This window comes from Pseudoduganella sp. R-31 (assembly GCF_049913235.1).
Lineage (GTDB): Bacteria > Pseudomonadota > Gammaproteobacteria > Burkholderiales > Burkholderiaceae_D > Rugamonas.
Window position 1 is genome coordinate 5,822,876 of sequence record NZ_CP183986.1, and the last position, 19,846, is coordinate 5,842,721.

The following is a 19,846-nucleotide window of genomic DNA, read 5'->3' on the forward strand; positions in this document are numbered from 1 at the left end:
GCTATTCTCCAGAGTCCAGCGCCGGCAGTATAAAACGAAAGATGCCGTGACCGGCAACTTCTGCCCATAAAGTCCCGCCGTGCGCCTCCACGATGGAGCGGCTCAGCACCAGCCCCAGTCCCATGCCGCTGGCCTTGGTCGATACAAAAGGCTCGAACAGGCGCCCGGCCGCCTGCTGCGTCAGGCCGTCGCCGCTGTCTTCCACCGTGAAGCGCAGCTTGCCGCCGACGTTTTCCGCCATGAGCCGGATGCTGCGCTGTCCTGCGGGACGCATGCGCACCGCATCCAGGGCATTGGCCAGCAGGTTGCGCAAGACCAGCTCCACCTGCAGGCGGTCGACCTGCACCGCCAGCGCCGGCGCCTCGGCGACCGTGACTTGCACCCCATGTTCGGCGAATTGCGGGCCAAACTGCTGCACGATGCCCGCCTGCAGGGCCGCCGCACTGACGGTCTCGAGCTGCATGGCGCCGGTGCGGAAGAAGTCGCGCAGGCGGCGCACCACTTCCGCCGCGCGCGCCGATTCATTGATCATCTGGCCGATGGCGTTCTTCAGCAGGTCGCCCGCCTCGCCGCGCGCCAGCAGGTGCTCGCAGGCCTTGCCGTACACCGCCAGCGCCGTCATCGGTTGGTTCAGCTCATGTGCCAGCGCGGCCGCCATTTCGCCGGCCGCAGCCAGGCGCAGGGTTTGCTTGAGTTCTTCCGCCACCTGGCGCCGTTCGTCGACCACGATGCCGATGAAGAAGCCCACCAGCGCCAGCACGGCATCGAGCACCTGCAGCTCGGTCACGGTGATGTTGTTGGCATGGTTGCCCCTGACCAGGGCCACGATAGCCAGCTGCAGCACGAACACCACCAGGGCCGCGCCATGCACGCCCTGGCGCGAAGCGGCCCAGATCAGCGGCAGGAACAGGAAATAGAAATGCTTGAATTCGGCCGTCATGATGTAGCCGAACACCGCCCACAGCACGAAGATCGCCAGCGCCAGGTAGCCCAGGGTTTCCGGCTTCCAGGTGGCTTCGCCCAAGCGCGCCCGGTCCTGCGGGTTGGCCAGTTTCCACAGCAGCGGCATGCTGACCACGACGCCCACCATGTCGCCGAAGCCGAAGCGCCATACCGCGCGCAGCCAGTCGTCCCACGGCACCAGCCCAAGCCAAGCCAGCAGGCTGATATGGCCGACTGCATTCAGCATGGTGCCGGCTGCAACCATCAGCAGCCAGCGATAGAAGCTGGAGCGCGAACTGAAGATGGCGCCGCCGCCCAGCGCCCGGCGCAGGGCTTCTCCCAGCAGGCCGTAGCCGCACAGCAACCACGCAGCCGTGAGCAGGGTGCCTGCCGGGCCGCCGGGCAGGCCGCGCACCAGGACATCGCCCGCCACCAGGGCCATGAACCACGGCAGCGCGGCGCGCCGCCCATACACCAGCCAGAACACCAGGCCCAGTGCCGTGTCAGGGTTCCACGGCGTGATGTTCAGCCCCAGCAGCGGCTCGACATAGGTAATCCAGTCGAACAGCAGGTAGGTCAGGACAAAACCGGCGGCCGGCAGCAAGAACGGAAAACGCATAAGGCAATTCGCGGGCTTCAGGGAAGTATGTTGATCCAGGTTAATTTTACTGCTTTGCGCTGGCCATGCCGGCAATCTTGCATGGCCACAGCCAGGCAAGCGGAGTAGAATCAAAGCGTTACGCCAGCCTGTGCGTAGGACTAGTTGAAGGGAGATGAAGATGCGCCTGGATATCTATCGTCGTGCCGAACATGACGGCATTTTTTCCTATCTCGCCGTGCCCGAGGGCAAACCCATCCCACAGGAAGCCATCAACACCGACTGGCTGCCAGCCGAGCAATCGCTGGAGGTCGATGATGATGTGCAAGTCCTGCCTGACTACCACATCGACCGGCTGACCCAGCAGATGGGCAGCAAAGGCTACGCCATTACTGCGCTGAAAGACATGTAATTGAAAGTCGGGGTCAGGTCTGGCAATCGGACATTTCGCAAGCGAAATGTCCGATTGCCAGACCTGACCCCGACTTTCAATCGAACAGCTCGTCAAGGCCGGCGGGACGCGTTCCCGGCTGCGGCTTGGCGCGCCCTTTGCGGCCGGTGAATTCTTCTTCGATGTTGTCACGGTAGAAGCTCCACGCGCTAGCCGAGGTGGACAGGCGTTGCCAGACGTCGCGGCCCACGCCTTCGTAATCGATGGCGCTGCCGTCGTCGAATTCGACGCGCAGCATGCGCGCGCGCTCGTCATAGCCAATGGCGCGCAGCTTGCCTGCGTTAATGCGTTTCATGTCCATCTCATCGCTCCTTCACAACTGCTTCTCCTGCCTGCGTACTGCGCGCGCGACCAGCTCCCTCGCCTCGGCAAACAGGCCCGGCTGCGCCGCCACGCAATGGGCACGCTCGGCGGCAATGCGCTGCCGGTCCTGCTCCAGGTTCCGCAAGGTCAGCGCCATGCCGAAACCATTGTCCGGTGCATCGGCCAGCATGCGCCGCATCATCTCTTCACCCAGCGCCGGCTTCTGGTGCCCGGCCTCCCAGTACCATTGCGTCGTGCCCTTTTCGCTCGGCCCCGGAATCGCCTCGCAATTGAATTCGCCGAACCCGCTGAAGTCATGCACCACGATGTGCGCCTGCGGATAGCGGGCGCGCGCAGCCTCTGCCTCTTCCAGCACGATACGCTTCCATTCCTCGAAACGCGGCCACATGCCGCTTGCTTCGAATAGCGCCAGCATCTGCGCATGGTAAGCGTACACCATCAGGCGCAGGTCGACGCCCGGATTATCGCTGGCCGCGGCATCGACCAGGGCGCGCAATTCCGCCCGCAGCCCTTCGCGATCCAGGCCTCCCGGCGCTTTCCTCACCAGCGAAGCCGCACTCTCTTCCGCGCGCTGGCGGAAGATCTTGTAATAGCCGTCGTAGCGCGCAAACTTGACGTACTGGTTCAGCGGATTCAAGCCGCGCTCGGTCATGGTCTCGGCTTCGCGGTCGCCCTGCATCGTAAAGGTAGTCGCAGCGTCGCGCAAGGCGGCAAGCGAGAACAGGCTCTCCACGCGCCAGCCCAGTTTTCCCGCCCCTGCCACAGGCACCCGGCGCGCTCCGCCACGCTGGCCCGGCGCCAGCAAGGCATCATGGAAATCGACGCCTGCAATCACGCGCGAAGGCCTGATGCCGAAACTGCGCAAATACTGCAACTGCCCGGCCGCCACCATGGTGCCGGTTCCCGCCAGCCCGAGGTTGTAGGCGCTTCCTCCCAGCAGCGGGCTGTCCGGGTCAAAGCCGACTTCCACCCGCGAATTGCCGAGCAGGAACTGGGTGGCCCCCAGGCGCTGGGCAATGGACAATTTGATCTCGTTGCGGAAGTGCTGCGGCACCGGCTTTTCGGCATTCAGGCCCGGCTCGCGCACCAGGCCATACAGGCCGTAGGGGTCGGCCAGCACGACCACGCCGGCCACCAGCACGAGGCCCGCCAGCATGGCCAGGCCAAGCTTGCTCAGGTAACGATGGTGCGAGGCATTGGACATGGTCAGAACTGGAAATAAAGGAACTCGCTCGGCCGCGAAAGGGCCAGCAAGCAAAACACCGCCAGCATGCCGGTCACCAGCGCCGGACGCGGCGCCGGCAGCCAGGCCAGGCGCGCTGGCGCCGTGGTGCCGTCGTGGTCCAGGGCCGGCTCGAAGCGATGCATGATTTGCTGCGTATTCGGCGCCAGGAAGGCCACCAGCGCGGCAACCGTCACCCAGCACCAGGTTTCGATGAACTGGGTAGCACCGCCCAGCGTCCACTTGATTCCCAGGGCGGCCAGCGCCTCGTGCAGGTTCCCCAGGCGGGCGCCGATTGCATCGGGCAACGCCACGCCGTACTGGCCGGACATGCCAGCCACGATGCGCATGGCGGAAGGCAGGTCTGCCGCGCGGAAGAACACCCAGGCATAGGCCACGGCGATGAAGGTCAGGGCCCAGGCCGCGACAGCGCCTGCCCTGCCGCCGCCCTGCCAGCCAAGGCGTGCCTTGAGCGAATGCCAGGCGTGTGCCAATACCAGGTAGGCCCCATGCAGCCCGCCCCACAGCACGAAATTCCAGCTTGCCCCATGCCACAGGCCGCCCAGCACCATGGTCAACATCAGGTTTGCCTTGGCACGCACGGCGCCGTGGCGATTGCCGCCGAGCGGGATGTACAGGTAGTCGCGCAGGAAGCGCGACAAGGTGATATGCCAGCGCCGCCAGAAATCCACGATGTTGAGCGCCTTGTAGGGCGAGTTGAAATTCAGCGGCAAATGCACGCCGAACATGCGCGACAGGCCGATCGCCATGTCCGAATAGCCGGAGAAATCGAAATAGAGCTGGAAGGTATATGCCAGCACGCCGCCCCATGCCAACAGCAGCGTGGGCTCGCCGGGCGCCGCAAACAGGGCGTTGGCATAGGGCGCCAGCGTATCGGCCAACAGCGTTTTCTTGGCCAGGCCAAGGATGAAAATGGTGGCGCCGACCGAGAAGTTCTCTGCCCGCGGCAAGGCATTCCGCGGATCGGCAAACTGCGGCATCATTTCCTTATGGTGCAGCACCGGCCCGGCCACCAGGTGCGGGAAGTAGGTAACGAACAGCAGATAGTGGATGAAGCGCCCTTCCTGCACAAAACCGCGCGCCGTGTCGACCAGGAAGGCGATCTGGGTGAAGGTGAAGAACGATATGCCGATCGGCAGCACCACTTGCAGCAGGTCTGCATGCTGGCCGGTCAGGCTGGTGTAGAAAAAGTTGGCGTACTTGTAGTAGCCGAGCAGCAGCAGGTTGGCCGCGACGGCGCCGCCAAGCCACCAGCGGCGTGCCCGGCCCTGCGCCCGGCGAATCAGCTGCGCGCAGCCGTAGTTGGCGACGATGGAGCCAAGCAGCAGCGGTACATAGCGCACGTCCCACCAGCCGTAGAAAAACAGCGAGGCCAGCGCCAGCCACGCCACGCCCCACTCCGGATGGCGGCGCGCGAGCAGGAAGTAGCCGGCCAGGGCGAGCGGCAGGAAACCCAGCAGGAAGCTGAAAGAGTTGAACAACATGATCGGCAGGCCACCATGCGAATGGTTGGGTACTACCGGATTATGTTGAGATATTAATAACGCCGTCGCACGATACCGCTGAGCTGCGCCGGCGTTCCGCGCACCGGGTTAATACTCGATTGCAACTTCCTGTGCCCCCAGGCCCTGCTCCAGCGCAATTTTCAGCGCATCCGACGGCGCCACGCGCCAGTCGTCGCCAAGCTGCAACACGCAGTCGATGCCTTGCGGCCGGACGCGCATCGACACCGGCAAACCGTATTCGTCGCGGTGCGGGCCGAGGATCTCGGCCAGCTTGGCGGTCGGCACGGCCTTCGGCAACGCCAGGCCGATCTGGCGGCCAAACTGGATGCGGGCGGCGGTGATGTTGTACACCTTTTCCGCCGAAATGCGCAAGCCGCCGGAGAAGCGGTCTTCCGACACCTTGCCCGTGACGCACAGGAATTCGTCTTCCTTGAACATATGCTTGTTCGGCTCGAAGACTTCGTTATAGACGGTGACTTCGACCACGGCGGTCTTGTCGTCCAGCGTGACGATCAGCAGCTTGCCGCGCTGGGTCATCTGGGTGCGGATGCCGGAAATCACGCCGCACATCATGCGCGGTTCGCGCGACGGCTCGAGTTCGGACAGCTTGGTGCGCGCAAAGCGGCGCGCTTCCTGCTGGTAGGAGTCGAACATGTGGCCGGACAGGTAGTAGCCCAGCGCGATCTTTTCTTCCGCCAGCTTTTCGCGGTCGGTCCACGGCGTGGCCGCCACGTAATCGGGCGGCGCCACCAGGTCGGAATCGTCGCCGCCGAACAGGCTGACCTGGTTAGCCGACTTGGCTTCCTGGTCGGCATATTCCATGGCGAAGCCCACGGAGGCAAACAGCACCGCGCGGTCGACGCCGAAGCAATCGAAGGCGCCGGAGCGGATCAGCGCTTCCACCGTGCGGCGGTTGATCTGCTTCTTGTCCACGCGCTTGCAGAAGTCGAACAGGCTGGTGAACGGGCCGCCTGCTTCGCGCGCGGCGATGATCGCTTCGATCGCGTTCTGGCCGGCGCCCTTCACGCCGCCCATGCCGTAGCGGATCTTGGTTGCCTTCTTGCCCGGCTCGCCGTCCGGACGGAAGCGGTAGGAGGACTGGTTCACGTCCGGCGGCAGGATGGTCAGGCCGCACACGTCGATCGAGTCCTCGACCAGGATCTTGACCTTCTCCGTGTCGTCCATGGCCAGCGACATGTTGGCTGCCATGAACGCTGCGGTGTGGTGATGCTTGAGGTAGGCCGTGTGGTAGGACAGCAGCGCATAGGCAGCCGCGTGCGACTTGTTGAAGCCGTAGCCCGCGAACTTTTCCATCAAGTCGAAGATCTCGTCGGCTTTTTCGACGGTCAGCCCGCCCTCTTGCGCGCCCTTGCGGAAGATCTCGCGGTGCTCCGCCATCTCCTCGGCCTTTTTCTTACCCATGGCACGGCGCAGCATGTCCGCGCCGCCCAGCGAGTAGCCGCCGATGATCTGCGCCATCTGCATCACCTGTTCCTGGTAAACCATGATGCCGTAGGTTTCGGACAGGATGCCCTCGGTGCGAGGGTCGGGGTAATCGAATTTTTCGCCGTGCTTGCGCTTGCAGAAGTCCGGGATCAGGTCCATCGGCCCCGGACGGTACAGCGCCACCAGCGCGATAATGTCTTCGAAGCGGTCGGGACGCGCGTCTTTCAGCATGCCCTGCATGCCGCGCGATTCAAGCTGGAACACGGCGACGGTTTTCGCCTTGGTCAGGAGCTCATAAGTCGGGCGGTCGTTCAGAGGCAGCTTGGCCAGGTCGAAGTCCTTGGTGCCTTCCGGATCGAGGTCCTTGATGTAGTTGACCGCGCGGTCGAGGATGGTCAGCGTGGTCAGGCCCAAAAAGTCGAACTTCACCAGGCCGACGGCTTCCACGTCGTCCTTGTCGTACTGCGACACCACGCCGGCATCGCCGCCCTGGGTGTACAGCGGACAGAAGTCCGTCAACTTGCCCGGCGCGATCAGCACGCCACCGGCGTGCATGCCGATGTTACGGGTAATGCCTTCCACCTGCTGCGCCAGGTCGAGCAGCTGGCGCACTTCCTCTTCGTTCTCCTGTCGCTCTTTCAGCAGCGGTTCTTCCTCGATCGCCTCGGCAATCGACACCGGCTTGCCTGGCTTGAACGGAATCAGCTTCGACACGCCGTCGCAGAACATATAGCCGAAGTCCATCACGCGGCCCACGTCGCGGATTGCGCCTTTCGCCGCCATGGTACCGAAGGTAGCGATCTGCGACACCGCCTCGCGGCCGTACAGGTCCTTCACGTGCTGGATCACCAGTTCGCGCTTTTCCTGGCAGAAGTCAATATCGAAGTCGGGCATCGATACCCGTTCCGGATTCAGGAAGCGCTCGAACAGCAGGTTGTACTTCAGCGGATCCAGGTCGGTAATCTTCAATGCATACGCCACCAGCGAGCCTGCGCCGGAGCCGCGGCCCGGGCCGATCGGCACGCCGTTGTTCTTGCCCCACTGGATAAACTCCGCAACGATCAGGAAGTAGCCCGGGAACTTCATCTTGATGATGGTGTCGTTCTCGAACTTCAGGCGCGCCTCGTAGCGCGGGCGCTCCTTCTCGCGCTTTTCGGGATCGGGGAACAGCTGGATCAGGCGCTCCTCCAGGCCCTTCTGCGTTTCCGCCACCAGGAATTCGTCGATCGACATGCCCGGCGTCGGGAAGTTCGGCAGCTGCGGCTTGCCCAGGGTCAGCGTCACATTGCAGCGCTTGGCGATTTCCACCGAGTTTTGCAGCGCGGCCGGCAGGTCGTGGAACAGTTCCGCCATTTCGGCCTGCGTGAGGAAGCGCATCTGCTCGTTGAAACGCTTGACGCGCTTGGCATTGGCCAGCATCTCGCCTTCCGCGATACAGACGCGCGCTTCGTGGGCGATGAATTCATCCTTCGACAGGAACTGCACCGGGTGCGTCGCCACGACAGGCAGGCCAAGCTTGGCCGCCAACGCGACGGACTGGCGCACCTGCACCTCCTGGTTGGCCTGGCCGGCCCGCTGGATCTCGACGTAGAAATGGCCGTTCGGGAAGATTTCCGCCCATTTGCGGGCATTGGCCTCGGCCAGGTCAAGGTTGCCGTTTTCGATGGCCTGGCCGATGTCGCCAAAGTGCGCGCCGGACAGGGCGATCAGCGCATTGGCGCCGCTCTCGCCGGGCAGCAGCGGGTATTCCTTGTTGGCGCGGTCGCGCAGCCACTCGGTACGGATCTCGGCGCGGCCCTTGTACTGGTTGTTCAACCACGCTTCCGACAACAGTTCGCACAGCTGCAGGTAGCCCATGCGGTTCTTCGCGAACAGCATGATGCGATGCGGCTTGTCGCGGTTCTCGTCGTTGGTGATCCAGGCGTCGACGCCTACAATGGGCTTGATGCCCTTGCCGCGCGCCGACTTGTAGAAGCGCACCATGGCGAACATGTTCGCCAGGTCGGTGATGGCCAGCGCGCCCTGCTTGTCCTTGACCGCCGCCTTGATCATGTCATCGATGCGCACCAGGCCATCGACAATCGAGTACTCGGTATGCACGCGCAGGTGGACGAATTGCGGTCCCACCGGGGCTGCGGCTGGCGTGGCGTCTACTGGCTGGTCGATTGTTTCAATGCTCATGGGGCGGGCGGATTTCAAGTCGAATATCCCCCTATTTTAACGCCTGAGCTGCCTCTACCGCTATTCGTAGACGGTGCCGCCGGCCGCACGCATGGCCGCAGCCAACTGGCGGTCAAAAGTTGCCAACGCAGCGCCTGAGCGCATGGCTAGTGCCAGATAAGCGGCATCGTAAACGGAAAGGCCTGAGATTCTTGCACGCGCCAGTGCCTGGTGTTTAGTTGATGACAAAGACACATCTTCAGTCTTGATTGGCAAGGCATCGAGCAAATTCAAATATTCGTCGACATGGGCCATCGTGAGACAGCCGCGCCTTTCTGCCACAAGCAAACCGTTCGCAATTTCGAGATGCCAAATCGCTGGAACCAGGATGTCTGCCGTCCCCAACGCCATTCGAAGCTTTCGCGCGCAATCGCGCTCAGCAGGGTCAAAGCGTTCAAAGCGCCACGCCATTGCCATTGACGCATCCAGGACCAGCTTCATTCTCGACCTTGCCGGATCCAGTTTCGAATTTCATCATCGCTGACGCCTTTGACCAACTCCAGTCTCCCAAGAGCGTCGACTGTCTCCTTGACATCGCGTTGCTCGCCCATACGCGACGGAACGAGGTCGGCAACCGGTTTTCCACGCACAGAAATGGTAAAACTTTCCCCCTCACCCACACTTCTTAGCAGCTCGGAAAACCTTGCCTTGGCATCAAATGCCCCTATCCTCTTGAACATAAGACCCCCAACGAACTAGCCTGTTGACTAGTTCAGTATAGGACGCGCGATAATTGCTTACAAATGAGGCCGCTGCTTCCGCGTGGCACGGCTAGAATCACCCTTACCAATCCCCCTTGGAGAGAAAGATGAAAATTGTTGCTGCTGCCCTGCTGATGACTGCCTCGCTGGCGGCCTATGCGGAAGAACCTGAGCAGTTGGCCAAATCGAAGAGCTGCTTCGCCTGCCACGCCATGGCCAAGAAGCTGGTGGGACCGTCGTTCAAGGATGTCGCGGCCAAGTACAAGAACGACAAGGGTGCTGAAGACAAGCTGATCCTGAAGGTGCTGCAGGGCGGTTCCGGCACCTGGGGCGCGGTGCCGATGCCGCCCAACCAGGTGACCGATGCCGAAGCTCACCAGCTGGTGCGCTGGGTCCTGGCGCAGAAGTAAGCGCTAACCGGAGCGCCCGCCTCACGCAGGCTTGCGAAGGCGGAAGGTGTTCTTGCTGATCAGGTGATCGCCGTTCGCGCGGCGACGCCTTGCTCGGATGCCATGTCGTAGAACGCCATAATGTCGCGCGCCGGCTGCCTATTATTTGGGCATTCCGCCGAGTGCGGCTATAATGTCGGCTGTTCCGGATTCAATCGATTACCAATCCCATGCAAGCAACCATTGAAAACGCGCCTGCAACGCCCGGCGCGGCACCAGCCGTTTACGTCAACATCGCGGCCTACAAATTCATCACGCTCGACAAGCTGGACGAGCTGCGCCCGCAATACCAGGACATCTGCGCCCGCCTGGGCCTGAAGGGCACCATCCTGCTGACCCCGGAAGGCATCAATATGTTCCTGTCCGGCACCCGCGCCAATATCGACGAGTACCTGGCCTGGGTGCGCAGCGACGCCCGCCTGGCGGACCTGGAAGTGAAAGAGAGCCTGTCGGCCGAGCAGTCGCACCGCCGCATGCTGGTGCGCATCAAGAAAGAAATCATCACCATGCGCCATCCGCTGATCCGTCCGGAAGACGGCCGCGCACCGCATGTGAAAGCCAAAGACCTGAAGCGCTGGCTCGACCAGGGCCACGACGACAACGGCAAACCGGTCGTGATGGTCGAAACCCGCAACGACTACGAAGTGGACGTCGGCACCTTCAACAACACGGTCGACTACCGCCTGACCAAGTTCACCGAATTCCCGGAGATCATCGAGAAGCACAAGGCCGACTTCGAAGGCAAGACCGTGGTGACCTTCTGCACCGGCGGCATCCGCTGCGAGAAAGCCGCGATCCACATGCAGAACATCGGCTACGACAATGTCTACCAGCTCGAAGGCGGCATCCTGAAGTATTTCGAGGAAGTGGGCGGCGCCCACTACACCGGCGATTGCTTCGTGTTCGACTACCGCACTGCGCTGAACCCGCAGCTCGAGCCAACCGAAACCAAGCAGTGCTTCGCCTGCCGCGCGGTGGTTACCCCGCGCCAGCAACTGGCGCCGGAATACGTGCCGGGGGTGTCGTGCCCTGCCTGCTTCGGCAAGCATTAAACGAGTGTCAGACCCTGCGGGTCTGACACTGCCTTGCCGGTTTTAGCGCGCGATTGGACAGGATTTGGAAAACCGGTAAACCGGTGTCTGACCCTCAGGGTCAGACACCATCGTCAACGATCAAAAAAAGGGCCCGTTCATCGACGGGCCCTTTTTACATCTCATCAGCCTTTCGGCAGGCCGCCCAGCAAGGCGGCGATCTTCTGCTTCGGCTTGGCCGGTGCGGCCGGCGCGGCGGCGGCAGGCGCGCCGTTGCTGCGGGTCGGCTCATACGGTTTCAGGAACCATGGGTCGACCTTCTCGCGGCGAGGTGGTGGTGCGCCTTCACGGCGTTCCCCACTGCGCGGCGCGCGGTCGCTCTGGGTGCGGTCGCGGCGGCGGTCGCCATGGCGCTCATCGCTGCGGAAGCCGCCCGGTACGAAGCCTTCCAGCGTGCCGCGCGGGACGGTCTGCTTGATCAGCTTTTCGATGTCGGCCAGCAGGCGTTCATCCTTGTCCGAGTAGATCGAGATCGCGTCGCCCGAGGCGCCGGCGCGGCCGGTACGGCCGATGCGGTGCACATAATCTTCCGCGTTATACGGCAGGTCGAAGTTGATGACGCAAGGCAGGTCGGAAATGTCCAGGCCGCGTGCCGCCACGTCGGTAGCCACCAGCACGTCGATCTCGCCTTTCTTGAAGGCTTCCAGCGCCTGCATGCGTTCCTGCTGCGTCTTGTCGCCGTGGATGGCGGCCGCCTTCATGCCCTCGGTCACCAGGCCGCGCGCCAGGCGCGAGGCGCCGATCTTGGTATTGGAGAACACGATGACCTGCTTCAGCTCGCGCTGGCGCAGGATGTGGGCGACCGCGTCGCGCTTGTGGTCTTCGTTGACCTTATAGACTACCTGGGTCACCTTGTCGGCGGTAGCGTTGGAGCGCGCCACCTCGATGGTGATCGGATCGGTCAGGAAGCTCGATGCCAGCTTCTTGATCTCCGGCGAGAAGGTGGCCGAGAACATCAGGTTCTGGCGCTTCTTCGGCAGCAGGTTGATGATGCGCTGCAGGTCGGGCAGGAATCCCATGTCCAGCATGCGGTCGGCTTCGTCCATGACCAGCATCTGCACCTGGCCCAGCGAAATATTCTTTTGCTCCACGTGGTCCAGCAGGCGGCCCGGCGTGGCGATCACGATTTCCACGCCGCTGCGCAGCTTTTCAGTCTGCGGCTTCATGTCCATGCCGCCGAAGACCACGGTGGAACGCAGCGGGGTGTGCTTGCAATATGCAGCCACGTTTTCCGCCACCTGCACCGCCAGCTCGCGGGTCGGCGCCAGCACCAGGGCGCGCACCGGATGGCGCGCCGGGCTCATCGACGTATTCGCATGGGCCAGCAGCAGCTGGATGATCGGCAGGGAAAAACTGGCCGTCTTGCCGGTACCGGTCTGGGCGGCACCCATCACGTCGCGGCCCTGCAGCAGGATCGGGATCGCTTTCGCCTGGATCGGCGTCGGGTGCACATAACCCTGGTCGGTCAGCGCGCGCAGGATTTCCGGCGCCAGGCCGAAATCGGCGAACTTTACTTGCTCAGGGGTGTTCTCAATGTCAGACATACAATTCTTAAGGTTAACAGCGGCCAACCCCGCATGATACCCGAGAACTGTGGTAAAGCGCATGGATTGGGGCAGCGGAGCGGAAATTATTGCTGGGATGGAAGCTATAATGTCACTAAATGAATGCTACTGACGCCCGCGGCTGGCACCTGAGCCGCTTTATTTTGCTGCTTATCCTGGCAAGCTGCCTGCTCACTGCCATCGCCCAGGCTGCCGCGCCTACCCTGCGCTTTCGCAAGCTCGGGCCGTTAGGCAATGACGAACCTTCAATGTTATCGCTGCTGCAAGACCAGCGCGGCTTCATGTGGATCGGCACCCAATCGAACGGCCTGTACCGCTACGATGGCTACCGTGTCACCAAGTACCGCAGCAAGGCCGGCAACCCGCGCGCCCTGCCGCATGACCGCGTTGCGGCGCTGTTTGAAGATGGCCAGGGCCGTTTGTGGGCCGGCACCCAAGACGGCCTGGCGCGCTTCAACCCGGCCAGCAACGATTTCACGACTTTCTTGCCGGTCAACGCGCCCAATAACGGCCGCATCATCCGCGCCATCGTGTCCGATGGAAAAGGCGGCATGTGGCTGGCCACCTGGGGCGGCCTGCAGCACTTTGACCCCGGCAGCGGCACCTTCACCGTTCATGTGCACGATCCGGCGCGCCCGGGCAGCCTGGGCGGCAACGACCTGAATGCACTGGCGGTCGATGGCAAGGGCGGCGTCTGGGCCGCCACCTGGCCAGGCGGCCTGGACTACCTGCCTGCCGGGGCCAGCGAGTTTGAACACCGCCGCGTCGACAAGGGCCAGGATCCGAACGCGCGCGCCAACATCGTGCGCGCCCTGCAGTTCGACCGCAACGGCGTGCTGTGGATCGGCACTGAAGGCGGCGTCTGGCGCTGGGACAGCAGCAAGCCGTGGGAAACACGCGACAGCGTGCCAGTGCCCGACAGCCGCGTCACCAGCTTCTATTTCGACCGCGACAATACCTTGTGGGCCACGACCCTGTCGGCCGGCCTGCTGCGCTGGGATGCAACGGCGCAGCGCTTCGACCAGTACAGCCACAACAGCGACGACCCGTATTCTCTGCCGGGCGACAATCTGCGTGCCATGCTGCAGGACCGCGGCGGCATGCTGTGGATCGCCTCGTTTACCGACGGCATTGCCCTGGTTAACCTGAGCAGCAGCGGCTTCACGCGCTACCTGCCGTACCGCCTGGACGGCCGCCATGGCCGCGCCAACAACGCCTTGCTGAGCCTGGAGAATGGCCCGCACGGCACGGTCTGGATCGGCGGCAACCTCGGCATTGGCTTGTTCGACCCCGCCAAGGGCGAAGTGCTGCGGCGCTACCATGCCGACGACCGGCCCGGCTCGATGAACAGCAATATCGTCTACAGCCTGTACCAGCAGCCCGGCGGCCCGCTGTGGGTGGGCACGGCCAACGGCTTGAACCGGCTGGATGCGCTGGACGGCAAGTTCCAGCTGGTCCGCTTCGGCAATACCGCCAGCGACTTCATCAATTCCATCGCACCCGGCAAGGATGGCGTGCTGTGGCTGGGCACGGGCAACAGCCTGGTACGCTACGACACGCTGCGCGACCGCTCCCTGCTGTTCTACCACGACCCGCAAAACCCGGACAGCCGCAGCGTCGGCGGCACCAGCGTGGTGCTGGAAGACAGCAAGGGCCGCGTGTGGATGGGTTCGGAATTCAACGGCGGCGGGCTCGACCTGCTGGACCCGGCCACCGGCAAGTTTCGCCACCTGCGCGCCGGCGGACCGGAAGGCATGATCGACGATAACGTCACCGCGCTGCACCAGGACGCCGCCGGCCGGCTCTGGATCGGCACCTCGCGCGGCCTGCTGCAGCTGGAAGAGAGCGCTCGCGGCGACTTGCGGCTGCGCTCGCATGCCGCCGCCGTGCAGCACCTGAAGACACTGGCCATCCAGTCCGACGCCAAGGGCAGGATCTGGATCAGCACGCTGGCTGGCCTGTTCCGCCTCAACCCCGGCAATGGCTCGGCCCAGCTCTACACCGTGGCCGACGGCATGACCGACGGTTTCACCACCAATGCCTCGGCGCCGGGCGCGGACGGCAAGCTGTACTTCGGCGGCGTGCACGGCATGACCGGCGTCGAGCCGGAGCAAGTGCGCAGCAACTCGGTGCCGCCGCAGGTGGCCATTACCGATATCAAGCTGTTCAGCCACTCGCTCAGCGAAGGCCGCTTCCGCGACCAGGCCTGGCTGGAAGGCCCGCTGACGGCACCCACCGGCCTGGTGCTGTCGTCGCAGGCGACCGCCTTCACCATCGAATTCGCGGCCCTGCACTTCACCGAGCCTTCGCAAAACCGCTACGCCTACCAGCTGGAAGGCTTTGACCCCGACTGGCAGGAAACCGATGCCGAACGCCGCGTGGCCACCTATACCAACCTCGACCCGGGCCGCTACGTCTTCCGCGTGCGCGCCGCCAACCACCACGGCAGCTGGAGCAAACAGGCCGCCACCCTGGAGGTGACGATCACGCCGCCGTTCTGGCAGACCACCTGGTTCCGCCTGGCCGCAGCCGCCGTGATCCTGGGCGGGCTTTGGAGCCTGTACCACTGGCGCATCCGGCGCCTGACACGCCTGCAGGCCGTGCTCGAGCAGCAGGTGGCCGCCCGTACCGCCGAGCTGGAAGACTCCAACCGCAAGCTCGAAGCGCTGAGCCAGACCGACGGCCTGACCGGCGTCAGCAACCGGCGCGGCTTCGACCTGGCGCTGGAAGCGGAATGGCGGCGCGCCCAGCGCACCGGCCAGCCGCTGGCGCTATCGATGCTGGATGTGGACTACTTCAAGAAATACAATGACCGCTATGGGCACCTGGCCGGCGATGCCACGCTGCGCGCAGTGGCGCGCGTGATCACCGAGCATGGGCGGCGCAGCTCGGACCTGGTGGCGCGCTACGGCGGTGAAGAATTCGCGCTGCTGTCGGTAGCCACCCCGGGCGCCGATGCGATCGGCGTGGCGCAGACCATCTGCGCCGAACTGGCGCGGCTGCAGCTTCCGCACGACGCCTCGCCGTTCGGCCTGGTGACCATCAGTATCGGCGTGGCGGTGCTTGTGCCGACCGAAAACAGCCGCCCCGAGCAACTGGTACGCCTGGCCGACGAAGCGCTCTACCGCGCCAAGCAGCGCGGCCGCAACCAGGCCTTGCTGGCAATGGAAGAATGATGGACGACACTGAAGCACCTGCCGACGACCCCAAGCCGCAACCGCCGGCCGAACCCGGCCCCGACGACTGCTGCCACAGCGGCTGCACCTGGTGCGTGCTCGACCTCTACTACGACGACCTGGAGCGCTACCGCATCGCCCTTGCCGCCTGGGAAGCTCGCCAAAAGCAAGTCGGGGTCAGGTCTGGCAATCCGCCATAAAGCGCACATTCGTGCGCTTTATGGCGGATTGCCAGACCTGACCCCGACTTTCATGTTCGTGACTTAACGGAAGGCTGCTCCTGCTCCCGCTAGCATCGGGGGCATGGAACAGCAGAGCCAATCATGGCTGGACAAGCTCGGCCCGGGCCTGGTATCGGGGGCTGCCGACGATGATCCCAGCGGCATCGCCACCTATTCCCAGGCCGGAGCGCAATTCGGCCTGGGCATGCTGTGGCTTGGGCTGTTCACCTATCCGCTGATGGTCGGCATCCAGGAAACCAGCGCGCGCATCGGCCGCACCAGCGGGCGCGGGCTGGCTGCCAATATGCGCCGCTGCTTCCCGGCCTGGCTGCTGTACTGCATGGTCAGCCTGCTGCTGCTTGCCAACACCATCAATATTGCTGCCGACCTGGCCGCCATGGGTGACGCGCTGCACCTGGTGGCGGGCGGCAAAGCGCAGTGGCATGCCCTGGCTTTCGGCTTGCTGTCGGTAGCGCTGCAGGTCTTCATCCCCTACCAGCGCTACGCGCGCCTGCTAAAATGGCTGACGCTGGCCCTGCTGGCCTATGCCGCCACGGTGCTGGTGATCGACGTGCCCTGGCGCGAGGTGGCCAAGCGCACCTTCTCGCCGCACATCCAGTGGAACAAGGAATACCTGACCACCATGGTGGCGGTGTTCGGCACCACCATCAGCCCCTACCTGTTCTTCTGGCAGGCCGCGCAGGAAGTGGAAGAACTGCAGGCAGACCCGGAGGCCGAACCGCTCAAGCGCGCGCCGCGCCAGGTGCGCCCGCAACTGCGCCGCATCAAGCTCGATACCGCTATCGGCATGGGCTTTTCCAACCTCGTGGCATGGTCGATCATGCTGACCACCGCGGTCACGCTGCATGCGCACGGCATCTTCCACGTCGGCTCGTCAGCCCAGGCCGCGGCGGCGCTGCGGCCGATTGCGGGCGAGCTGGCGTTTGCGCTGTTCGGGCTGGGCATCATCGGCACCGGCCTGCTGGCGATTCCTGTGCTGGCCGGGTCGGCGGCCTACGCCATGGCCGGTGCGTTCAACTGGCGCAGCAGCCTGGAACTGGAACCGCTGGCCGCGCGCAAGTTCTACGCCATCATTACCGCCGCCACGCTGGCCGGCGTCTGCATTGGCTTCTTGCCGATGGACCCGATGCGCGCGCTGTTCTGGAGCGCGGTGGTCAACGGCGTGGTGGCGGTGCCGGTCATGGTGGTGACCATGCTGCTGTCGACCCGGCGCGGGGTGATGGGCGAGGTGGTCCTGTCGCGCCGCCTGCGCGTCCTGGGGTGGTCCTGTACAACAGTGATGGCCCTGGCCGTTTTGGCCATGTTCGCCAGCATGGTAAGCTAGCGGACATGGACAAACGACACTTCCTGCTGGCCCTTGCGGCCGCAATGACCCTCCCTGCCCTGCCAGCGCTGGCCGCCGAGCCTCGCCCATTCCCGCCCAACGCCAAGCGCGGCAAGATTACCTTCGGCTATGCGCCGGACATCGTTGTCGACGGCAAGCCGCGCCAGCTTTCGCCAGCTGCACGCATCTTCAGCGATGAAAACCTGACCGTGGTGCCGAGCGCGCTGGCCGATGCGACCTTCATCGTCAACTACACGGAAGACATGAACGGCAATCTCAACCTGGTCTGGATCCTGACTTCGGAAGAAGCGCGCCTGCCGGCAGCCAGCGCGCGCTGAGACCGGGTCGCGACGCCCGGAGGCGCGCCATGGCACGACCGCACCTGTTGCTAGTGTTTTGCAGCGCCCTCGCTGCGGCGCCGGCTGGCGCCGATACCATCGTCAAGGCCTACAACAGTTATCGCGGGCCGCCCTACATCGACGGCAAAAGCGGCCTGGCGCCCGACCTGGTGCGCTATGTGAACCGCAAGCTCGAAGGCCGCTATACGCTGCAACTGGTGTCGTTGCAACGCCGCCAGCTCAACCAGCTGATGGAGGCATCCGGCGGCTTCGACGGGGTGGCGCTGTTCCTCTCGCCGGCCTTCATCGGCGACGTGCCGCGCAAGCGCTTTCACTGGAGTCCGCCCTTCCTGGACGACAGCAATGTCATCGTGTCGCGCATCGACAATCCGGTGCTCTACCACGGCCCGGCTTCGCTGGTCGGCCTGCGCTTTGCCGGCATTTACGGCAACCGTTATCCCGGCATCGACGAATACGCCGGCAAGAGCCTGACGCGCAGCAATGCGCCCGATGCCATGAGCAACCTGCGCAAGCTGGCGGCGGGACAGGCCGATTTCACGGTGATGCCGCTGAGTGCTTTCCGTTACCTGCGGCGCCAGATGGACAGGGAAAAGCTGCCCCTGGGGCAGTTGCATGTGGGCGACAAGCCCTTCAGCCAGTTCGGCCGCCATTTCGTGCTGGCGCGCGATGCCGGGGCGCTGGCGGCGGAGCTGGACAAGATCGCTGCCGCCATGCCCTGCGATCGCGCGTGGCGCCGCATCGCGCTGCGCTACCACTTTACCGTCGCCGACGCCGACGCTTGCCGCTGAAGCGGGCAGCGGCGCGGAAGGCAAGCAGCAACACCAGGCTCATGCCGCACAGGGCTTGCAGCGTCGGCTTGTGCGCGGAATCATCGACCGTTTCGTACTTGCTGCCCGACAGGACGTTATTGACCAGGGCCGGATCGACGTCCAGCATCATGCTGCCAAGGTTGGCCCGGGCCCGGCCCGCGCTGCCCGCCGGACTGAAGGGGAATTCCTGCTGGTCCACCAGCCGTTCCTCGAATGCGGGAGCGCCATCATCGCCGGTGCTGATGTCGAACAGTTCGGGGCCGGCGGCAGGGCCGGCGCTGCCGGCACCTAGTGCCTGGGAGCTGGACAGCAGCGCAGCGCACGCCCCATGGCTCACGGATAGCAGCAAGGCGCAAACGCCCAGCCCCAGCTTCCTCATTTATTTCCTCTAGTTAATTTTACTTAACCAGACATTAAGCAATAATCTCACCAAGCAATATAAGTTGCTGATTTTAAATGCAGCGTTTTTTCATCTGTAAAGAATTCCGACAGGCTCAGGACTTGAGCAGGCTGTCGATGAAGGCTTGCACCGCACTCGTATAGCCGCTGTCGGCGCCAAGCTGCAGGTTGATGTCGCGATGGCTCTTCGCCTGCTCCAGCACTTCGGCGCGGCTGCCGCTGGCGTGCAGCCGTTGCGCAAAATCGTGGGCCTGGCGGCAGGAGCTGTCGCGCTGGCTGGAGCACACCAGCAGCATCGGCTGCGCGCCCGTTTGCAGCGCGTGGGCCGGCGATACCTTGCGCCAGAAGGCCGGATCGCTGCCGAATGCTTCGTCGTACAAGCGCGGGTGGCGCTGTTCCATGATCTGCGGCACATCCAGCGCACCGCTGTCGAGGGCAATGGTGCCGAGCCAGCTGCTGCCGGCCGCCAGCGAAGGCTGGGCCGACAACAGCGCCACCAGGTGCGCCCCGGCTGAATGGCCCATCAGGATGAAGCGGCGCGCATCGCCGCCCCAGGTGGCGGCCTTGTCCTGGGCCGTGGCCAGCGCCAGCGCCACGTCCTGCGCCTGCAGCAGCGGATCGGCATCGGGCAGCATGCGGTAGTTGATCGAAATGACCAGGTAGCCGCGCCCCGTGAAATACGGCACCTTGTTCTCCACCACGGCCGTTTCGGCCTTACCGCCGATGCGCCAGCCGCCGCCGTGCACCATGAAAATGACGGGGGCCCTGGACGCTGCCTGCGCAGGGAGGTAGACGTCGAAACGCTGGCGGGGATCGCTGCCGTAGGGGATGTCGCGCAAGGCTTTGCCGGGGGCGGCGTCATGCGCAGTGCGGGACGCCTGGCGTTCCAGCAGCCGGTCGCGCAAGGGGCCGGCGCCGGCTGCAAGGGTGGTGGCGCCCAGCACGATGGCCAGGACGCCGGCGGGGACTCGGTGCCGCATGCTGCCTCCTTTTGACGAGGCA

General features: G+C 64.2%; 18 protein-coding genes. 8 read left to right on the forward strand and 10 right to left on the reverse strand.

Annotation, left to right across the window (positions count from 1 at the left end; translation table 11 throughout):
- Position 1 precedes the first annotated feature (1 nt).
- A complete protein-coding gene (locus ACN9MY_RS26530; protein WP_426164494.1) occupies positions 2 to 1,561 on the reverse strand; it encodes an ATP-binding protein in 1,560 nt (519 codons plus the stop codon).
- 160 nt (positions 1,562 to 1,721) lie between these two features.
- On the opposite strand from ACN9MY_RS26530, the gene ACN9MY_RS26535 reads away from it, so the two are divergent.
- Positions 1,722 to 1,952, forward strand: a complete 231-nt coding sequence (locus tag ACN9MY_RS26535; RefSeq protein ID WP_426172307.1) for a DUF6139 family protein — start codon at positions 1,722 to 1,724, stop codon at positions 1,950 to 1,952.
- 76 nt (positions 1,953 to 2,028) lie between these two features.
- Here the strand turns inward: ACN9MY_RS26535 and ACN9MY_RS26540 are convergent, their stop codons facing one another.
- From ACN9MY_RS26540 to ACN9MY_RS26565, 6 genes are all read right to left on the reverse strand, one after another.
- Positions 2,029 to 2,286, reverse strand: coding sequence for a KTSC domain-containing protein (locus ACN9MY_RS26540; protein WP_426319143.1), 258 nt, complete (start codon positions 2,284 to 2,286; stop codon positions 2,029 to 2,031).
- Positions 2,287 to 2,304: 18 nt separating this feature from the next.
- Positions 2,305 to 3,519, reverse strand: coding sequence for a hypothetical protein (locus ACN9MY_RS26545; RefSeq protein ID WP_426319144.1), 1,215 nt, complete (start codon positions 3,517 to 3,519; stop codon positions 2,305 to 2,307).
- A 2-nt stretch (positions 3,520 to 3,521) separates the two neighbouring features.
- Complete coding sequence (locus tag ACN9MY_RS26550) at positions 3,522 to 5,042, reverse strand: MBOAT family O-acyltransferase (protein ID WP_426319145.1); 1,521 nt, start codon at positions 5,040 to 5,042, stop codon at positions 3,522 to 3,524.
- A 108-nt stretch (positions 5,043 to 5,150) separates the two neighbouring features.
- Positions 5,151 to 8,690, reverse strand: a complete 3,540-nt coding sequence (gene dnaE / locus ACN9MY_RS26555) for a DNA polymerase III subunit alpha (protein ID WP_426319146.1) — start codon at positions 8,688 to 8,690, stop codon at positions 5,151 to 5,153.
- A gap of 60 nt (positions 8,691 to 8,750) precedes the next feature.
- Positions 8,751 to 9,170, reverse strand: coding sequence for a type II toxin-antitoxin system VapC family toxin (locus ACN9MY_RS26560; protein WP_426319147.1), 420 nt, complete (start codon positions 9,168 to 9,170; stop codon positions 8,751 to 8,753).
- Positions 9,167 to 9,409: a type II toxin-antitoxin system Phd/YefM family antitoxin gene (locus tag ACN9MY_RS26565; RefSeq protein WP_426164506.1), complete on the reverse strand. Its 243-nt coding sequence runs from the start codon at positions 9,407 to 9,409 to the stop codon at positions 9,167 to 9,169. Before ACN9MY_RS26565 ends, ACN9MY_RS26560 begins: the two co-directional genes overlap by 4 nt.
- A gap of 128 nt (positions 9,410 to 9,537) precedes the next feature.
- On the opposite strand from ACN9MY_RS26565, the gene ACN9MY_RS26570 reads away from it, so the two are divergent.
- Both ACN9MY_RS26570 and ACN9MY_RS26575 read left to right on the forward strand, forming a co-directional pair.
- A complete protein-coding gene (locus ACN9MY_RS26570; RefSeq protein ID WP_426164509.1) occupies positions 9,538 to 9,840 on the forward strand; it encodes a c-type cytochrome in 303 nt (100 codons plus the stop codon).
- A gap of 209 nt (positions 9,841 to 10,049) precedes the next feature.
- The gene (locus ACN9MY_RS26575; protein ID WP_426164512.1) at positions 10,050 to 10,931 is read left to right on the forward strand and encodes a sulfurtransferase; all 882 of its coding nucleotides are present in this window, start codon (positions 10,050 to 10,052) and stop codon (positions 10,929 to 10,931) included.
- 164 nt (positions 10,932 to 11,095) lie between these two features.
- Here ACN9MY_RS26575 and ACN9MY_RS26580 read toward each other — a convergent pair whose 3' ends face one another.
- Entirely contained in the window at positions 11,096 to 12,514 is a 1,419-nt protein-coding gene (locus ACN9MY_RS26580) for a DEAD/DEAH box helicase (protein WP_426164515.1), read from the reverse strand.
- Positions 12,515 to 12,633: 119 nt separating this feature from the next.
- Here ACN9MY_RS26580 and ACN9MY_RS26585 point away from each other — a divergent pair, with 119 nt between their 5' ends.
- From ACN9MY_RS26585 to ACN9MY_RS26605, 5 genes are all read left to right on the forward strand, one after another.
- Positions 12,634 to 15,711: a diguanylate cyclase gene (locus tag ACN9MY_RS26585; protein WP_426319148.1), complete on the forward strand. Its 3,078-nt coding sequence runs from the start codon at positions 12,634 to 12,636 to the stop codon at positions 15,709 to 15,711.
- Complete coding sequence (locus ACN9MY_RS26590; protein ID WP_426164521.1) at positions 15,708 to 15,911, forward strand: oxidoreductase-like domain-containing protein; 204 nt, start codon at positions 15,708 to 15,710, stop codon at positions 15,909 to 15,911. The genes ACN9MY_RS26585 and ACN9MY_RS26590 overlap by 4 nt, the downstream gene beginning before the upstream one ends.
- Positions 15,912 to 16,014: 103 nt before the next feature.
- Positions 16,015 to 17,277: an NRAMP family divalent metal transporter gene (locus tag ACN9MY_RS26595; RefSeq protein ID WP_426164524.1), complete on the forward strand. Its 1,263-nt coding sequence runs from the start codon at positions 16,015 to 16,017 to the stop codon at positions 17,275 to 17,277.
- A gap of 5 nt (positions 17,278 to 17,282) precedes the next feature.
- On the forward strand, positions 17,283 to 17,615 hold the full coding sequence (locus tag ACN9MY_RS26600; protein WP_426164526.1) for a hypothetical protein: 333 nt from the start codon (positions 17,283 to 17,285) through the stop codon (positions 17,613 to 17,615).
- Positions 17,616 to 17,644: 29 nt separating this feature from the next.
- Positions 17,645 to 18,424 (forward strand): substrate-binding periplasmic protein, encoded by a 780-nt coding sequence (locus ACN9MY_RS26605; protein WP_426319149.1) that lies wholly within the window; start codon positions 17,645 to 17,647, stop codon positions 18,422 to 18,424.
- Here the strand turns inward: ACN9MY_RS26605 and ACN9MY_RS26610 are convergent.
- Both ACN9MY_RS26610 and ACN9MY_RS26615 read right to left on the reverse strand, forming a co-directional pair.
- Positions 18,393 to 18,824: a hypothetical protein gene (locus ACN9MY_RS26610; protein WP_426319150.1), complete on the reverse strand. Its 432-nt coding sequence runs from the start codon at positions 18,822 to 18,824 to the stop codon at positions 18,393 to 18,395. The two genes, ACN9MY_RS26605 and ACN9MY_RS26610, sit on opposite strands and share 32 nt — an antisense overlap.
- A gap of 115 nt (positions 18,825 to 18,939) precedes the next feature.
- Positions 18,940 to 19,824 (reverse strand): alpha/beta hydrolase, encoded by an 885-nt coding sequence (locus ACN9MY_RS26615; RefSeq protein ID WP_426336373.1) that lies wholly within the window; start codon positions 19,822 to 19,824, stop codon positions 18,940 to 18,942.
- Positions 19,825 to 19,846: the final 22 nt, after the last annotated feature.

Coding starts and splice junctions, on each gene's coding strand:
- ACN9MY_RS26560 (WP_426319147.1), bottom strand. CDS start 9,170: ATGAAGCTGGTCCTGGATGCGTCAATGGCAATGGCGTGGCGCTTTGAA.
- ACN9MY_RS26570 (WP_426164509.1), top strand. CDS start 9,538: ATGAAAATTGTTGCTGCTGCCCTGCTGATGACTGCCTCGCTGGCGGCC.
- ACN9MY_RS26615 (WP_426336373.1), bottom strand. CDS start 19,824: ATGCGGCACCGAGTCCCCGCCGGCGTCCTGGCCATCGTGCTGGGCGCC.
- ACN9MY_RS26595 (WP_426164524.1), top strand. CDS start 16,015: ATGGAACAGCAGAGCCAATCATGGCTGGACAAGCTCGGCCCGGGCCTG.
- ACN9MY_RS26585 (WP_426319148.1), top strand. CDS start 12,634: ATGAATGCTACTGACGCCCGCGGCTGGCACCTGAGCCGCTTTATTTTG.
- ACN9MY_RS26545 (WP_426319144.1), bottom strand. CDS start 3,519: ATGTCCAATGCCTCGCACCATCGTTACCTGAGCAAGCTTGGCCTGGCC.
- ACN9MY_RS26530 (WP_426164494.1), bottom strand. CDS start 1,561: ATGCGTTTTCCGTTCTTGCTGCCGGCCGCCGGTTTTGTCCTGACCTAC.
- ACN9MY_RS26575 (WP_426164512.1), top strand. CDS start 10,050: ATGCAAGCAACCATTGAAAACGCGCCTGCAACGCCCGGCGCGGCACCA.
- ACN9MY_RS26590 (WP_426164521.1), top strand. CDS start 15,708: ATGATGGACGACACTGAAGCACCTGCCGACGACCCCAAGCCGCAACCG.
- ACN9MY_RS26540 (WP_426319143.1), bottom strand. CDS start 2,286: ATGAAACGCATTAACGCAGGCAAGCTGCGCGCCATTGGCTATGACGAG.
- dnaE (WP_426319146.1), bottom strand. CDS start 8,690: ATGAGCATTGAAACAATCGACCAGCCAGTAGACGCCACGCCAGCCGCA.
- ACN9MY_RS26550 (WP_426319145.1), bottom strand. CDS start 5,042: ATGTTGTTCAACTCTTTCAGCTTCCTGCTGGGTTTCCTGCCGCTCGCC.
- ACN9MY_RS26565 (WP_426164506.1), bottom strand. CDS start 9,409: ATGTTCAAGAGGATAGGGGCATTTGATGCCAAGGCAAGGTTTTCCGAG.
- ACN9MY_RS26610 (WP_426319150.1), bottom strand. CDS start 18,824: ATGAGGAAGCTGGGGCTGGGCGTTTGCGCCTTGCTGCTATCCGTGAGC.
- ACN9MY_RS26535 (WP_426172307.1), top strand. CDS start 1,722: ATGCGCCTGGATATCTATCGTCGTGCCGAACATGACGGCATTTTTTCC.
- ACN9MY_RS26580 (WP_426164515.1), bottom strand. CDS start 12,514: ATGTCTGACATTGAGAACACCCCTGAGCAAGTAAAGTTCGCCGATTTC.
- ACN9MY_RS26605 (WP_426319149.1), top strand. CDS start 17,645: ATGGCACGACCGCACCTGTTGCTAGTGTTTTGCAGCGCCCTCGCTGCG.
- ACN9MY_RS26600 (WP_426164526.1), top strand. CDS start 17,283: ATGGACAAACGACACTTCCTGCTGGCCCTTGCGGCCGCAATGACCCTC.